A 15933-nucleotide genomic window follows, 5' to 3' on the forward strand; every position below is an offset into this window, starting at 1 on the left:
GACTAGAATCAATCTTGTTAAGAAAGTAACAAGCAAAATAAAAAATGCTTTCGTTAAAAGAATCGAGGTTTAAAAATGGTTGATATAAATCGGGTTATCGATTTGCATACTAAAGAAACAGGTGTTTTATCAATAAAACCAAGTTTTGATGTTAAGAATCGCACGGACTTAGGAGAAGCTTACACACCGGGGGTCGCTGAGTTATCTAAGATGATTCACGCTGATCCTAGTCAAAAAGCGAAGTTAACAATGAGTGGGAAGCTCGTAGCCATTATTTCAGATGGTTCAGCGGTCTTAGGATTAGGCAACGTTGGTCCGGGCGCTAGTTTACCAATCATTGAAGGTAAGGCGTTGCTTTACAAAAACTTTGCCGGGGTCGATGCTATTCCATTAGCTTTCAATCAAGGTTCAATTGATGAATTTGTGGCAACGGTTAAAAACATGGCGCCTTCATTTGCCGGGATTCATTTAGAAGATATTGCCGCACCACGAGTATTTGAAATTGAAAAACGCTTGGCGGCGGAATTAGATATTCCGGTATATCATGATGATCAAACAGGAACGGCAATTGTCGTCTTGGCAGGCTTGATTAATGCCGCTAAGGTCGTTGCCAAGCCGCTAACTGATCTCAAAATTGTGATTAACGGAGTGGGAGCAGCCGGAGTTGCTACCGCAAAGATTTTAATTGCCGCGGGATTCAAAAACTTAACGTTAGTTGATATTGATGGCGTCATTCATCCTGATGATACTCAATACAACCCATACCAACTTGAATTATTAAATGCGATTACCCCAACCGCTGGGGCCACCTTAGATGATATTATCGATGGCCAAGATGTGTTCATTGGTTTATCAGACGCTAACGTGTTAAGTGGTGCGCAAGTGCAACGGATGGCTGATAAAGCAATCATTATGGCGCTTGCTAATCCGGTACCAGAAATTTTACCGGAAGAAGCCTTAGCCGCTGGGGCCTGTGTGGTCGCAACTGGTTCTTCACAATGGGCCAACCAAGTTAATAATATCTTGGCATTCCCTGGTTTGTTTAAAGGCTTGTTAGCAAGTGGTTTAAAAGCCGTTGACATGCACTTACAAATTAAAGTTGCACAAGCCTTAGCTGACTTGATTACTACGCCCGATGCCGAAAACATTGTCCCAGGGGTCTTCCAACCAGGTGTTGTTGATGCAGTTACCGCTGCCGTGATTAGTTACAGTCAAGAAAAATAAGTAAAGGTGGGTGCGGATTGATGGATACGATTTGTGATTTATATTTAAGCGATAAGCACACGCAGCATACCTGGCAAGCGTTTTTAGAACAACGTGGGATTACGAATTTTAATGCGCAAGAAGTCAGTACAATTGATCAAACAATTGGCTTGTATAATGCCGATAATCAACTCGTTGGGACCGGCTCAATTGCCAATAACATCATTAAGTTTGTGGCCGTTTGTGATCGGGATGCCGAGACGAAAGGGGCGCGGTTTAACCAAGTGATTTCAGAATTAACAAATCGCTTAGGCGCCCAAGGAATCTTTCATCAGTTTGTCTTCACCAAGCCAGCTTATATTGACAGTTTTAAATACGTCGGCTTTCAACTACTAGGAGCGACTGAGCAAGGGGCTATCCTTGAAAAAGGAATGCCTAATATCAAAGATTACCTTGCGCAGATTCCCAAGTTTCCGGCAGCTAAAAAGGTTGCGGGGATTGTGATGAATGCTAATCCGTTCACCAATGGCCATCGGTTCTTAGTCGCTGAAGCCGCCAAGCAAAATGATGTTGTCTACGTTTTTGTCGTTAATGCCGATGTGTCATTATTCTCAACGGCTGAGCGCCTCCAATTAGTCATTGAAGGGACACGCGATTTACCAAACGTAGTGGTCGTCAACGGCCAAGATTACTTAGTCAGTTTTGTTAGTTTTCCGGCATACTTCATTAAAGATAACGACGCCATCATTCGCTACCAAACGGAACTGGATGCTAGTATTTTCAAGCAACAAATTGCACCGGCATTAGGGATCACCGCTCGTTATCTAGGCAGTGAACCACTCTCACATACCACCGCACTGTATAATGCCAGCTTGGAGCGAATCTTAGCGCCTGACATTGCCGTTAAAATCTTGCCGCGCTTAACGAACGGGCCACAAGTGATTTCGGCAAGTTATGTCCGGCAATTAATTAAAACCGGTAATCTAAGTGATTTAGATGGACTGATTCCACCAACTACTGTAACATTTATCCATAATAATTTACTAACATTACAATCACGAATTTCGAAAGGACAAAATATCAATGGAAATTAAAGAAACCGCCATGGCCGGTACCTTGGAATCATCAGATATCCAAATCATGCTTAGTGCTGGCACAAATGGTTACGAATTTGAATTAGAATCAGACGTCGCTAAGCAATTTGGTGATCAAATTAAAGCAACAATTACGAATGTGTTGGAAGCATATGATATCCAAAATGCCAAAATCAGTGTCGTTGATAAAGGCGCGTTAGACTTAGTTATCAAAGCCCGCGCCCTTACAGCGGTGCAACGTGCATTAGGGATTGTTGATACACCAAATTGGGAGGTAATGTAATTATGTCAGATTCAAAAGAACGTCTCCGGCGCACAATGATGTTTGTGCCAGGTAATAACCCCGCCATGATTAAGGATGCCGGTATCTTTGGCGCTGATTCAATCATGTTTGACCTTGAAGATGCCGTTTCAATGGCCGAAAAGGATGCCGCCCGTTACTTGATTTATGAAGCAATCACTACGATTGATTACGGGGATGCCGAATTAGTTGTCCGGATTAATGGTTTGGATACACCATATTATCAAAATGATATTAAAGCCATGGTTAAAGCTGGTATTGATGTCATTCGCTTACCAAAGGCTGAGACTGCGGAGATGATTCACGAATTGGAAACATTAGTGGCCGCTGCTGAAGTTGAATTTGGCCGTGAAGTTGGTAGCACCAACTTAATGGCAGCGATTGAATCAGCCAAAGGGGTTGTTAACGCTAATGAAATTGCGGCGGCATCACCTCGGATGATTGGGATTGCCTTATCCGCTGAAGATTACACCACTGATATGAAAACGCACCGTTATCCTGATGGCCAAGAATTATTATATGCTCGGAATGTGATCTTACACGCCGCCCGGGCTGCCGGAATTGCTGCGTTTGACACGGTCTTTACTAACATGGATGATGAAGCTGGTTTCTACCGGGAAACTGAATTGATTCACCAACTTGGTTTTGACGGTAAGTCATTGGTTAACCCTCGCCAAGTAGCCATGGTTAATAAAGTTTACCAACCAACAGAAAAAGAAATTCGCAATGCCCAACAAGTTATCATGGCCATTGAACAAGCCCGGATTAAGGGTTCTGGCGTTATTTCATTGAATGGCCAAATGGTTGATCGTCCCGTAGTGCTACGAGCAGAACGGGTTATGCGCTTAGCCAAAGCCAATAATTTAGTAGATGCAGAAGGTGAATACATTGGAAAATAAAGTAAATCGCAACATCCCAGATGAAATTTTAGCAAAATATGCTTACCAACCATTTACATCAACGGACATCGAAGGGATGCCAGTTGAACGGGTCTTACCAACTTTTGAAGCAACCACTGGTAGCAATAAGTTAGTTGATTCATTAACCGATTTAGTCAACAAGACGGTCCGTGATGGGATGACAATCTCATTTCACCACCACTTCCGGGAAGGTGACTTTGTGTTTAACAAAGTTATGCGCATTATCATCGATAACGGCTATCAAGATTTAACTTTAGCACCATCATCTTTGACAAATGTTATGAACGATATTGTCGTTGAAGCGATTGAAAAGGGGGTCGTTACTAACATTACATCATCTGGGATGCGTGGAACCTTAGGGGATGCCATCTCACACGGTGCTTTAGCTAATCCTGTTATTTTCCGTTCACACGGTAACCGGGCTCGCGCCATTGAAACCGGCGCCATCAAAATTGACGTGGCCTTCTTAGGGGTTCCCAATGCTGATGAAATGGGAAATGCCAATGGGATGGACGGGGACTCTGCTTTTGGTTCCCTTGGTTATGCCTTAATGGATGCCCAATATGCTCAAACAGTGGTCTTAATCACCGATACTTTGAAGCCATACCCCAACACACCAGCTTCAATTAAACAAACCCAAGTTGACTACGTTGTCCAAGTTGATGCTGTCGGCGATCCTGAAAAGATTGGTTCTGGAGCCACGCGGTTCACGAAAGACCCTAAAGAATTAAAGATTGCGGAAATGGTTAATAAAGTGATTACCCACTCACCATACTTTAAAGACGGCTTCTCATTCCAAACCGGGACTGGTGGCGCAGCCTTAGCCGTAACCCGTTTCTTACGCCAAGCAATGCTTGATAACCAAATCAAAGCCTCATTTGCGTTAGGTGGGATTACTAAGCCAACTGTTGATCTCTTAGAAGAAGGTTTGATTAGTCGTTTGATGGACGTGCAAGATTTCGATAAGGGCGCGGCTGAATCAATGCACAAAAACCGCAACCAACAAGAAATCGATGCTTCTTGGTATGCGGATGCCGCTAACAAAGGTGCGATGGTTGATAAGTTAGACGTTGTAATCTTATCAGCATTAGAAATTGATACTAAGTTCAACGTAAACGTAATGTCTGGTTCCGATGGTGTCATTCGTGGCGCAATCGGTGGTCACCAAGATGCCGCTACCGCTAAGTTGACGATTATCTCAGCACCATTAGTGCGGGGACGGATTGCCACTATCGTACCTGATGTAACAACGGTTGTAACCCCTGGTGAATCAATTGATGTTATCGTAACGGAAGTTGGGATTGCCATTAACCCATTACGCGAAGACTTATTAGCCGTGCTTAGTGATGTGCCTGGTGTACCAGTATTTACGATTGAAGAACTCCAACAAATGGCAGAAAAGAAAGTTGGCACACCTAAGCCACTTGAATTTACTGACCGTGTCGTAGCCTTGATTGAATACCGTGACGGGACCATTATGGACGTGATTCACGAAGTAAAAGATTAAGCTTAGTAATTCCCCCGATTAAAAAATCCCCCTGATTGAAAGGAAATGTGTGATGTTTACTGAAGGCCAAGCGGTTAGCTTAACGGATATTTTAACAAGTAAGGAAGTTCGGAGTGCTCGCCAAACGAAATTCCAAGCAGCGTACCCCGATCAAGTAATTTGCGCTGTTAAATTAAATATTCCCGGTAATGTCAAAACCAATGCCGCTATCGTGAACATCTTTGTTGACGGCTGGCACAATATCTTAGCAACGCTCAACCAAGATGGTTACCATGTGCAACACACCGTTCAATATCGCGAATTAGCAACTGGCCCCGAAGGCTTTATCATTGTTGATGGGTCACTGTCAGTTGTTAAAAAAGTGATGATTGAACTTGAAACGCACTTACCACTTGGCCGCTTATTTGATATTGATGTTATGACGCAAGGTAACGCTACGCAGCTTTCACGCCAAGCATTAGGGTTTTCTGCCCGCAAATGTTTGGTATGTGAGCAAGACGCCAAAGTTTGTGCCAAAACGCAAGCGCACACGTATCCGGAAATATTAGCGGTGATTGAACACCGTTACCAACAACATTTCCACGCCACTGACTGGGATCAAACGCACGCCGTTAATTTTGCGCAAAAAGGCTTATTGTACGAGGTTAGTTTGAACCCAAAACCAGGGTTAGTTGACCCGGCCAGTACTGGGGCCCATCATGATATGGATGTGTTTACCTTTATTGATAGTAGTTTGGCGTTGGGACCATATTTTAATACGGCTTACCAGGCTGGCTTTAACTTTAATGAAGCAGACTTAACCCAGTTATTTGCGCAATTACGTCAACACGGTATGGAAGCAGAAACGGCGATGTTTACCGCAACTAATGGGGTAAATACCCATAAAGGGGCGATTTTCTCATTAGGGATTTTACTAGGAGCGACGGGTTATTGTTATCGCCATCAGCTAACAACTTTAACGCATTTACAAGCAACGGTTAAAGCGATGTTAGCAACGTTAATCACAACCGATTTCCAAGGTTTGACGACCAAGGCCACGTTAACGGCGGGCGAACAGCAGTTTTTAAAATACCAAGTGACCGGAATTCGTGGTGAAGCCGCCGCCGGTTATCCAACCGTCTTTGGGCTAGCTTTGCCGCAGCTACAAAAGACGACGGGGACATTACCACAACGGCTATTAGATACATTAATGTATATTGCCGGTAATACCCGGGATTCCAATTTAATTAAGCGCGCCGGCGAGCTTGAGATTTTGACCGAGATGCACGCTTGGACACAGCAGTATTTTGACTTAGGTGGTAGTAAAACAGCTGAGGGGATGGCTTTTTTACACCAACTAGATGACCAATTTAAGGAACGAAATCTAAGTTTAGGTGGTTCAGCAGATTTATTAATCTTAACCATCTACACTGGATTATTAACCACAATGATTTAACAAGATTTAACTAAGAGAGATATTTTGGAGAAGAGATTCAGAAGCGTCGTCATAATAAGTTAGCGCAATCATGGACAGTTGTCGCTCCCTTATTAGCTCAATTCAGGTGAAAAAGTTATTATCACTACCAATTTATGAGGTTAAAGAAATGGATCAACAAACACAAGGTGCAACCCCTGCAGGCAAGCCCAACTTCTTGAGCAAGCTTGAAAAGTTTAAAATTAGTGGTATCGGATTACCGCTATATATCGTCATGGCAGTAATCTTACTATTAATGATCAACCTACATGCATTACCTAATAATATGTTAGGGGCAATCTTAGTCTTAGTTCTTCTTGGACATTTGTTTTATTATATTGGCGCCAATTTACCAATTTTTAAAACGTATCTTGGTGGTGGGTCCGTCTTTACTATCTTTACAGCCGCTGCTTTAGTTACGTATGGCATTATTCCATCAAGCGTGGTGACCATTAGTAAGACATTTGTTAACAATATGGATTTCCTTGATTTCTACATTGTTTCATTGATTGTTGGTTCAATTTTAGGAATGAACCGTAAATTACTACTCCGGGCTGCCGTTCGTTTCTTACCAGTTGCCTTTATCTCAATGGCCGTAACATTATTCGCGGTTGGTGGGGTCGGAATGCTCCTTGGTGAAGGTTTTGCTCACTCAATTTACTACGTCTCAATTCCAATCATGGCCGGTGGGGTTGGTGCTGGGATTGTACCATTGTCAGGTATTTACAGCCATGCCTTTGGTCAACCAGCTGCACACATCTTGTCACAATTATTCCCTGCAACAACTTTTGGTAACTTATTAGCTATTGTTGGTGCCGGCATGCTTTCAAAAGTTTTCCAAGGTTCTAAAATTGACGGTAACGGGGTGTTAATGCCAGTTAGCGACGATATGTTACAAAAGAAAAAAGCACCGCTTGATGTTACCCGTATCGGGGTTGGTTTAGTAATTGCAATGGCCTTCTTCATGCTTGGAACATTGCTTAACATGTTAGTCCCAGCTATTAATACTTATGCATTTATCATTTTGTCAGTTATCTTAGTTAAAGCGTTTGGTTTCCTTCCAGAATACTACGAACAATCAGTCGTGATGTTTAGTGACTTAGTTGTTAACAATATGACACACGCCTTACTCTGTGGGGTCGGAATGTCATTACTTGACTTGAAGGTCTTAGCGGCATCACTTTCATGGCAATTCGTTATCCTATGCTTAACTAGTGTGATTGTAATTTCATTAGTTTCAGGATTTGTTGGTAAATTATTCGGTATGTACCCACTTGAAGCAACTATTACAGCTGGTTTATGTAATAACTCAATGGGTGGAACAGGTAACGTTTCAGTCCTTGCCGCATCTAACCGGATGAATTTAATTGCCTTTGCACAAATGGGTAACCGACTTGGTGGGGCCATTATGTTAGTGGTCGCTGGGTTATTAGTTTCATTTATGCATTAAGCTTTAAAATATTAAGATCATGTAAAAAAGCTATCGAAGAACATTGTTCTTGGATAGCTTTTTGTTTAGGCTCTTTGTCAAATGATGTTGAGTTTTTGGCTACTAAATCGTAAAAAATTATGGTCTTTTTAGATGCGGTTAAATTTCGATAGCCATAGCCGCTTCTATTGATTTGTTTTAAACCTTCTAAAGGACCATTTGAGTAAGGTGAGTCACAACTTTCGTTAAATACCTTTGAGGTTTTTCTTCAATGTTTTAATCAAGATTACTGCCGTATCAGGTAGATCTTTAGTTTCAATGGTAAAACATTTGCCAACAAAAGTACATTATGGGACATCTTTTATACCTATGCTTTCTTTGGTTTTTATCGACTTAATTTTAACACTAGGACATATGGTGTACTATTTTATTGATAATATTAATGTTGTCGTCAATTTGAATTTATCAGCAACCCATTTAGTTCACTTTAGTTTAGCAATCACAGTACAATCACTACATATTATTTTTATTTTTTATATATTGAGCTATATTGTCCGAATCAGGATATATAAATTTCCTATTTATACCAATAAAATCTAATTCTTGTAGTATTTTCTTTTTATTAGTTACTATAATTTCATATTCATAATCAATTTTTTGAATAACTTGTTTTACAGCATCAACATATTTTTCTTCCCTATATGATGGAGGTAGTGGGGAATATTTATGAGAACTCATTTGATAAATAAAAAGGCCTTGTTGATTTTTTAAACGATCAAAAATTATAGATGGCTTATAAATTATTTTTGGAAAAGGGGGGAAAACATCACTTCTTATTTCATACGCAATAATAAAAAGTAATAAAAGTGGATTAGGACAAAAATTTTGATTCCTTTCTTTGTATGGATTATCTATATCGTCATTAGGTTGAATTTCAATTTCATTTACAATTTCAAGTTTACTAAACTCAGAGTAGAAATTTTCTAATTCAAATAATTCGGTATGATTTGAATATTTATCTAGTAAATTAATTAATTCTGTGATGTTATCTTTGTTTTTAATTATGTTAGATGGATGTTGAATAATTGATGGTAAAGAACCTTTATGATGCATTTCTAAAATATATTTACAAAGAGTTAATTTTGAATTCATATATTGCTTTGAATGCGCGATTTCCTTATTCACATATTCGAGAAGTAATACGTTTGAGAAGTGACTACGCATTTCTTGATAAAAAGAAGAATTTTCAAACAGGATACGCTTACCGCCTGTTTCTTGAAAAAAACTAGATGCTTTCCACATTTGATTTTGGATGGATTCGACATCTTTTTCTTTATCATATACTTTGTCATTTAATGGATCTATAATAGCGCTATTATTTTCTATTGCGTATAAGCTACCATCATTCTCAAGATTATCTTCACAAGCAAAGTATAGCGCAACAATAGGATTTTCGGTAACGTCTAACAATTCGGTTGGAAGACCATGATGTTGACTATATGCCATGAAATTTTCTCTGCTATCTACATCTAAAGCAAATCCTACTTCTCGAAAGAATTCCTTTCTCATATTACTTAATTCGGATGAAAAGCGTGAATATCTGTAACCACTAGCAACCAAAGGAGTCTTATATTTTAAACTCTCACCACGAAAATAAAATCTTTTATTGTCTGATGATATTTCTTGAAGTATCTTCATAAATTCTGATAAGTTTGATATTTTAAAATTTTTCATATTTACATTATATCAAAATTAAGTAATAATAAAATTTATTAAAAATTATTTTTATCGCTTATAACTAATTAAACTAAAATATATTTTTGTGAGGAAACTATGGAAAAAATAGGTTTTTTGTTTGGTGCAGGTGCAGAAATTAGCTATGGCATGCCAAGTGGTGGTAAATTTGCACTTGATGTATTTAGACAATCACCGGATGTTGCAAAAGAAACATTTAAAAATATGCGAGCCGAAGTAGATGCATCTTCGGATTATGCAGAAAAATGGTTGCCTAGTAATTATGAAGAACGAAGTGTATCATCTTTTGGTAAACGGGTTTTTGAGACTATAATCAAAGATACAATAGGCAATAATCGTAAAAATATTATTGATAAACTTAACGATTTTGATAGTTTGGCAAATGATGCTTTAAATAGTTCGTTTAATAGTCAGAATGGAATGGACGAGTTAGAAGAGCTGATTAGCAAAGATTTAAATAAATCCATGTTAGATATTAACATTGGTAATTTATTAGAATATAATAGTTTGTTCAGTGATGGTAATCAATTATTTCGAAATAAATACTTTGCAGCGCTAGTTATTTATTATAAGGATTATGATAAATTTGGAGTATCGGATAAATCAATTTTTAAAAGCATAATAAAATCAATATTTCAATTACAGTTAGGTGCATTAAGTGAACATGTAACCCATGAATTAGAAGATTCTTTATTTAAAAAAGATAAATTAGAGTTAGATTTTTTTGACGATTTAGGTGGTACGCTTAATGTTAATTATGATGTTGCTGGAATTGAAGGATTAAATACTTTAGCGGATATAAACATTGATCAGATAGAACACAAGGTGGTTAAATTTGGTTATAAAATATTAGAACAAATATATGCGGATGTACTGGATTATAAGACATTAATAGATTCAAATTGGCATTATTTATACAATCCCTCTACAGAATGGGCTAAATTTTCAAAAATAACATTATTCTTATATACTGTTAAAGAATATATTGAAAAACAGGCTAAAAATTTAGATAAATCCAAGGGTGGGTACTATTCTGATTTACGAAATCAAATTGATAGTGGGAAAATTGATGCTTACATAATAGGAACAACAAATTACAGTTCATTTATTGAGCAGGTATTAGAACAGGAAATAACATTTTTGAATGGTGGTATCGATGTACTGTATGATCCATATTTAAATGCAATAGCTAATAATAATTCAAAGCATATAGTTGTACCGTTACTTTTTACTCAAAGTGGTACGAAACCTATGACATCGATAGACATGTCTGCAAAATATGTTGAATTTTATAATAAACTGAAAGAATCGGACTATATAGTATCAATTGGTTTTGGGTTTAATTCAGATGACGAGCATATAAATGGAATAATTCGAACGTTGATTGACCGAGATAGCAAAGAATTAGTTATAGTCGATGTTGAAAATAGTACAAATGAAGTTGTAAAGCAAAAAAAATTAGCACAAAAATTAAAAGTTACAGAATATAAGAAAATAAAATTTATTACTGTGGATTCAGCAACACGGATGACAACATCTAATACAATGTGGTATGAATGTTTATAATCTAAACAGAGTCCTTTTTACTACCCCAGACTACGGCACAACTGCGCAAAGTACTCCAATGTTCATATCATCAGGCTGACGAACGAGTTTTCTTTGTCATACAAGGCGACAACATTGCTGAGCGTTTGGTTTTGATTCGATACTCAATATCCGGACTGCTTTATTTCTAAAGTAAAATGCACAACACAAGCCGCTTAACTAACCAATCTTAGAAAAATATTACCTGAGGAGCAATATAATCATGACAGAAAATAATTTCAGTTTAACAGCCTGCCTTGTTGCATTAGCGCCCGACCCTAATGTCACCACCAAACTACTAAAGTATATTGATACACAACATGGTGCTCCACGCTGAAATAGGTGCAATAATTAATACAAAATTATCAACAGAAGATGGGGATAAGGTCTTAGCCTGTATCTTATCTTATTCAGAACATTACCATGATAAAATCATTGAATTAATCGCTAGCTAAAATGAGGAGGGCACCGAATTTACAGTGCCCCACAATTCATCGGAAAATAAAAGACTACTTAGCGTAAGCGCTAAGTAGTCTTTTTTCAACAAATTAATATGCGCCCCAGTGCTTAGACATGGTTTGTTTACCAACGCCGGGGTTGAAGCTATTCGTTGGGTCATTTTTCTTATAGTGATCGACCAAGGCTGGTGCGGCCACATATAAGTGCCCAACGTTGTGTTCGGCTGGATAAACGGCGTGGCGTTTATCCAGAATTTTAAGCATTTCGGCTTTAAGGGCATGCGCATCGACACCTGGTTTTAGAATATAATCCTGGTGCATAACGTGATCAAGTAAGTGACCGTAATAAATTTTGTGTTCGATTTGGTCTTCAATTTCTTTAGGCAAGTGCTCGAACCACTTATATTCATTACTTGCCAACGCAATATCAAGGGGCAAGATGTCAATACTATCTTGTTTTAATTCTTGATAGCGAATCGCCACCCCAGCGGTTACATAACGGTGCGTTGCCGCTTTGCTGGCCTCATTGGCATCGGCTTCAAAGTAGTCACCACTAGCGGTGGCAAAATATTCTTTGAGATATGTACGTGCGGCTTCAATCCCATCACCCGCCATTTCCAATTGGAGATAATGGTCGTACTTTTCGTAATAATCATCGATGCGTTTAGGCATTTGATTAGGGAAGATATTACTTACCGTTTGAAGTAAACGATCGGGGAAATAAGGCTTGAACACGGGGATGTGCTTCAAAAAGCGTTCGCCCCAAGCTTTGAGCGCAAACATCTCTGGCAAGTGACCGGTCCCAATTTTTTCAATGACAATCAATGAGTCTTTACCATATTTTTTGGCCAATTTATAAGCATCTTTATGCATATACTCACCAGAAACTGGTAATTCTTTGAAGGTTGTCATAATGTGGCGGCGAATATCTTCCAACTCATCGGGATTATTCGTCCCAATGTAAAACATTTGGGTTTGGTCATCCATAGGGAAGGTATCTAAGCGAACCGCCAAGGCAGCCACGTGGCCGGCTGAACCAGATACTTCGTACAATTCTTTGGGATTGGCATTGTAGCGAATTGGTTGATCAGATTCAATATCCCGCACAACTGCTTCATGATCGTACATTGAACCATGCCGTTCAGTAGCAGGGACATGATCCAAATCAAAATTACGGTTTTGCAAATTAGTAATGATTTCTTCCGGCGTGTCACCTAAATCAATGCCTAAGTGGTTAACTAAGTGCATTTCATCATGTTCATCAATCCAGACATACAATGATAACTCGGTATAAGCGGGCCCACGGCGGATTAAAGCCCCACCAGAGTTGTTGTTAATCCCACCAATGACTGAGGCTCCCAAATTAGATGAGCCAATGACTGAGTGTGGTTCCCGTTTAAGGGGCCGCAATTTATTTTCTAATTGAAATAGGGTCGTCCCAGGGAAGGCTAGGGCTTGTTCCCCATGATTGATTAACTCTAAATCTTTAATTTTCATCCCGTTGACAACCACGGCTTGACGGTCATAACCTGGAGCAGGGACGGATCCCTCAGTTAAGCTCGTATTGGCGGCTTGCATAATAATGATAATATTGTTGTCATGCAAAATATTCAGTACACGCCACATTTCCATTAAATTAGTTGGAAATACGACCGCAACTGCGTCACCTTTACCTGAGCGATAACCTTTGCGAAAACGTAAAGATTTAGCTGCATCGGTAATGACATTCTTGCTACCCACAACATTGACTAGTTCTTCTACTAAGTCCATATTAACCTCTCTCCTCAATAACGTTTGTGAAAAAACGTTTTAATTATTACGTCTTAATAATACACTTTTTTTTATGTTTTGATTAGTAAAACAAGTGAATTTAGTTCTGTTACCAAAATTTTAAGATAAACTTAGTATTGAGTAAAATTAGCCTATTGATTAGTATCAATGCAAGCTATACCAACGAAAGCAAAATTCGAATAGTTCGCAAATATTACTTTTGAACGTGGTGCTTATTTTTTTAATTTGCGTAAATACCAACAATATGTACATACACCAAATATCACGCCTTCAAACAAAGCAGTGATAATGTTAGAGACATTGCCAATACTTTCGTGAAGGGTACTATCCCCCGAGATAACAGCAAGGATAATACTGAGTGCATACATACCAATACCAAACCCAATCCCTGTTCCCCAAGCACGCTTCAGATACCGTTGTTTAACGCTATTAACGTCATCAGACGGGACATCAATATGGTCTAATTTCTTCAATCTTATAAACCACGAACCTAGGCATAGATAGATAAACCATAAGAGGGTGTTGCTGGTAATTATAAATATGAAAGCCCATTTAATATTGACCAGATAAATAAGGAAAGCGATAAACGTTGATAAGATTAAATAACTAAGTAAGGTAATAAAGGCGATATTGCCGAATCTATTTACCTGACTTTCCTTATATTCATCTAAAATATCATCAATGCCGTAAAACCGTTTAATAAAAAAATTCCCTACTTTATTGTTTTTCATGTTTAATTTCCTCCCAAAAAAGTGTATTTAAATCAGTATCTAAGGCAATGGCTATGTTAATACATAATGCTAATGATGGATTATAGTTGTCATTTTCAATCAAATTGATCGTTTGTCTAGCGACACCAACTAATTGTGCTAAATCCATTTGTGTAAAATTTAAATATTTGCGATACTCCCGAACCCGATTCATATAAAACCTCTACAATCATTTGTCATATATATATGACAAATATAAAGCAAGTTATGGGGATAGTCAATGTTGATTTGGAGCTCTCTAGGAGGGGAGGCCATTCCTCGTTGCCTGGCTTTTTTTGTTGCGAGTGTTTATAACATGGCTACGCATATTCAAAAAATATTCAATTCCGGTAAAAGGAAGTTGTTAGTGAAGTTGTAATGTGTTTAAATTATTATAAAATTCTAATTAAACAATTCGTTTAAATACTAATCATGGAGAATCATCGACGAATGGGGTGAACTTTGGAGATCGAATATGAAAATAAAAATAATGATTCCGGCCTTAATTATGTTTGCTACTTTGGCTGCAAACGGTATCTTTAACTATGGGACGAGTTTGGAGTTACTTAATAAAACCCATAGTTCCGTTAGTTTTGGTCTGGGATTGATAACTGGCCCAATCATCGGCCTGGTCCTTGCCAAGCCAATTACCGTGTTGCTTCATAAATTTGATAATCATTTATTGTCTACGATTGGATTAGTCGGGGCAACGCTTTCAATGTTGCTATATAGTTTCTTCATCAGTGATAATAAAGCTATGATCTATAACGCGGTGTTGTTTTTGAGCATTAATGGAATATTCATGCGCATATTTAATTACGCTTATATGAATAATCAAATTTACATTGTCGGCGAAGATCATATTCAGCAACTAAACGCGTTAGAGCAAGGTAGTATCTCAGTGCTGCAAATCGTTAACCCGATCATAACGGCCTTGTTGTGGGCATGGATAAGTTTGCCAAACACGCTCTGGGTGGCAGTGGGAATTTCGCTGATTGGCATTGTCCTATTACCGCATGTTAAGTATCAAGGTGTACGGAGTGCGGATGACAATGCAGAGCTACCACGCTTCAAAATGGTGGTTGCCTCAGTATTAAAGCAACCAACTGTAAGAAAAGTATTCATATTAGAGACGCTTTTAGGGATATTTTTGATATCAGAAATTGTGGCCATCCCATATATTCTAGTAACTGGCGGGTTTGTTACGGAAAAATATTTGGGGCTCGTCCAAGGGATTGCTGGTATCGGGGCCGTGGTCGGCGCATCGGTAGCATTTTTTAAAAAGACGCCTAATGCATTAAAGATATTAAGAGTAACAACCGTAGCAATTGGCGCACTGTATCTAATATTAGCCCTCATGTTTGGTATTACGTCGAAATCAGCGGCCTTACTTGCGGTGGTGGTTGTGAGCATGGCGATCTCATTGATCAGTACGTTTGCGAGTCCAATTAGCTATACCGCGATGCAAACATCTTTGAGTGAAGAAACTAGGGCCGATGTTATCACCTGGTATTATACGATTCAAGAAATGGTGTACCCAATTGGGGCGGCCTTAGTGTCTATTTTGATGGTAGGGATTTCGCCAACCAGCTTATATTTAATATATGGAATTATGATTATACTTATTGGTGTGGTAGTTATGCGCGGTAAGCAAAATATTTAATAATATGTCGTTGTTAATTTATGTCC

At 38.6% G+C, this 15933-nt stretch carries 13 protein-coding genes; 9 read left to right on the forward strand and 4 right to left on the reverse strand.

The genetic code is table 11. The annotated features are described in order from the left end of the window. The first annotated feature begins 75 nt into the window (after positions 1 to 75). From LQZ75_RS00995 to LQZ75_RS01025, 7 genes are all read left to right on the forward strand, one after another. Positions 76 to 1224 (forward strand): NAD(P)-dependent malic enzyme, encoded by a 1149-nt coding sequence (locus tag LQZ75_RS00995; protein WP_230095978.1) that lies wholly within the window; start codon positions 76 to 78, stop codon positions 1222 to 1224. A 17-nt stretch (positions 1225 to 1241) separates the two neighbouring features. Further along, positions 1242 to 2297: a [citrate (pro-3S)-lyase] ligase gene (citC, locus tag LQZ75_RS01000; RefSeq protein WP_230095979.1), complete on the forward strand. Its 1056-nt coding sequence runs from the start codon at positions 1242 to 1244 to the stop codon at positions 2295 to 2297. Further along, the gene (gene citD / locus LQZ75_RS01005; protein WP_230095980.1) at positions 2287 to 2580 is read left to right on the forward strand and encodes a citrate lyase acyl carrier protein; all 294 of its coding nucleotides are present in this window, start codon (positions 2287 to 2289) and stop codon (positions 2578 to 2580) included. Before citC ends, citD begins: the two co-directional genes overlap by 11 nt. 2 nt (positions 2581 to 2582) lie before the next feature. Beyond that, positions 2583 to 3497, forward strand: coding sequence for a citrate (pro-3S)-lyase subunit beta (gene citE / locus LQZ75_RS01010; protein WP_230095981.1), 915 nt, complete (start codon positions 2583 to 2585; stop codon positions 3495 to 3497). Continuing rightward, entirely contained in the window at positions 3487 to 5025 is a 1539-nt protein-coding gene (gene citF / locus LQZ75_RS01015; protein WP_230095982.1) for a citrate lyase subunit alpha, read from the forward strand. The genes citE and citF overlap by 11 nt, the downstream gene beginning before the upstream one ends. A 52-nt stretch (positions 5026 to 5077) precedes the next feature. Continuing rightward, the gene (citG, locus tag LQZ75_RS01020) at positions 5078 to 6460 is read left to right on the forward strand and encodes a triphosphoribosyl-dephospho-CoA synthase CitG (RefSeq protein WP_230095983.1); all 1383 of its coding nucleotides are present in this window, start codon (positions 5078 to 5080) and stop codon (positions 6458 to 6460) included. 148 nt (positions 6461 to 6608) lie between these two features. Then, on the forward strand, positions 6609 to 7928 hold the full coding sequence (locus LQZ75_RS01025) for a 2-hydroxycarboxylate transporter family protein (protein ID WP_230095984.1): 1320 nt from the start codon (positions 6609 to 6611) through the stop codon (positions 7926 to 7928). A 492-nt stretch (positions 7929 to 8420) separates the two neighbouring features. Here LQZ75_RS01025 and LQZ75_RS01030 read toward each other — a convergent pair whose 3' ends face one another. Beyond that, a complete protein-coding gene (locus LQZ75_RS01030) occupies positions 8421 to 9641 on the reverse strand; it encodes an FRG domain-containing protein (protein WP_230095985.1) in 1221 nt (406 codons plus the stop codon). A 99-nt stretch (positions 9642 to 9740) separates the two neighbouring features. Between LQZ75_RS01030 and LQZ75_RS01035 the strand changes: the two genes are divergently transcribed. Further along, complete coding sequence (locus LQZ75_RS01035; protein WP_230095986.1) at positions 9741 to 11228, forward strand: hypothetical protein; 1488 nt, start codon at positions 9741 to 9743, stop codon at positions 11226 to 11228. Positions 11229 to 11794: 566 nt separating this feature from the next. Here LQZ75_RS01035 and dld read toward each other — a convergent pair. From dld to LQZ75_RS01050, 3 genes are all read right to left on the reverse strand, one after another. Then, the gene (gene dld / locus LQZ75_RS01040; RefSeq protein ID WP_230095987.1) at positions 11795 to 13474 is read right to left on the reverse strand and encodes a D-lactate dehydrogenase; all 1680 of its coding nucleotides are present in this window, start codon (positions 13472 to 13474) and stop codon (positions 11795 to 11797) included. A 233-nt stretch (positions 13475 to 13707) separates the two neighbouring features. Continuing rightward, complete coding sequence (locus LQZ75_RS01045; RefSeq protein ID WP_230095988.1) at positions 13708 to 14226, reverse strand: DUF3278 domain-containing protein; 519 nt, start codon at positions 14224 to 14226, stop codon at positions 13708 to 13710. Continuing rightward, positions 14213 to 14419: a helix-turn-helix transcriptional regulator gene (locus LQZ75_RS01050; protein ID WP_230095989.1), complete on the reverse strand. Its 207-nt coding sequence runs from the start codon at positions 14417 to 14419 to the stop codon at positions 14213 to 14215. The genes LQZ75_RS01045 and LQZ75_RS01050 overlap by 14 nt, the downstream gene beginning before the upstream one ends. A gap of 300 nt (positions 14420 to 14719) precedes the next feature. On the opposite strand from LQZ75_RS01050, the gene LQZ75_RS01055 reads away from it, so the two are divergent. Continuing rightward, positions 14720 to 15907 (forward strand): MFS transporter, encoded by a 1188-nt coding sequence (locus tag LQZ75_RS01055; RefSeq protein ID WP_230095990.1) that lies wholly within the window; start codon positions 14720 to 14722, stop codon positions 15905 to 15907. The last annotated feature ends 26 nt before the right edge of the window (positions 15908 to 15933 follow it).

The sequence above is a fragment of the Periweissella fabaria genome (assembly GCF_918814575.1).
Lineage (GTDB): Bacteria > Bacillota > Bacilli > Lactobacillales > Lactobacillaceae > Periweissella > Periweissella fabaria.

Coding starts and splice junctions, on each gene's coding strand:
- LQZ75_RS00995 (WP_230095978.1), top strand. CDS start 76: ATGGTTGATATAAATCGGGTTATCGATTTGCATACTAAAGAAACAGGT.
- citD (WP_230095980.1), top strand. CDS start 2,287: ATGGAAATTAAAGAAACCGCCATGGCCGGTACCTTGGAATCATCAGAT.
- citE (WP_230095981.1), top strand. CDS start 2,583: ATGTCAGATTCAAAAGAACGTCTCCGGCGCACAATGATGTTTGTGCCA.
- citG (WP_230095983.1), top strand. CDS start 5,078: ATGTTTACTGAAGGCCAAGCGGTTAGCTTAACGGATATTTTAACAAGT.
- LQZ75_RS01025 (WP_230095984.1), top strand. CDS start 6,609: ATGGATCAACAAACACAAGGTGCAACCCCTGCAGGCAAGCCCAACTTC.
- LQZ75_RS01030 (WP_230095985.1), bottom strand. CDS start 9,641: ATGAAAAATTTTAAAATATCAAACTTATCAGAATTTATGAAGATACTT.
- LQZ75_RS01035 (WP_230095986.1), top strand. CDS start 9,741: ATGGAAAAAATAGGTTTTTTGTTTGGTGCAGGTGCAGAAATTAGCTAT.
- dld (WP_230095987.1), bottom strand. CDS start 13,474: ATGGACTTAGTAGAAGAACTAGTCAATGTTGTGGGTAGCAAGAATGTC.
- LQZ75_RS01045 (WP_230095988.1), bottom strand. CDS start 14,226: ATGAAAAACAATAAAGTAGGGAATTTTTTTATTAAACGGTTTTACGGC.
- LQZ75_RS01050 (WP_230095989.1), bottom strand. CDS start 14,419: ATGAATCGGGTTCGGGAGTATCGCAAATATTTAAATTTTACACAAATG.
- LQZ75_RS01055 (WP_230095990.1), top strand. CDS start 14,720: ATGAAAATAAAAATAATGATTCCGGCCTTAATTATGTTTGCTACTTTG.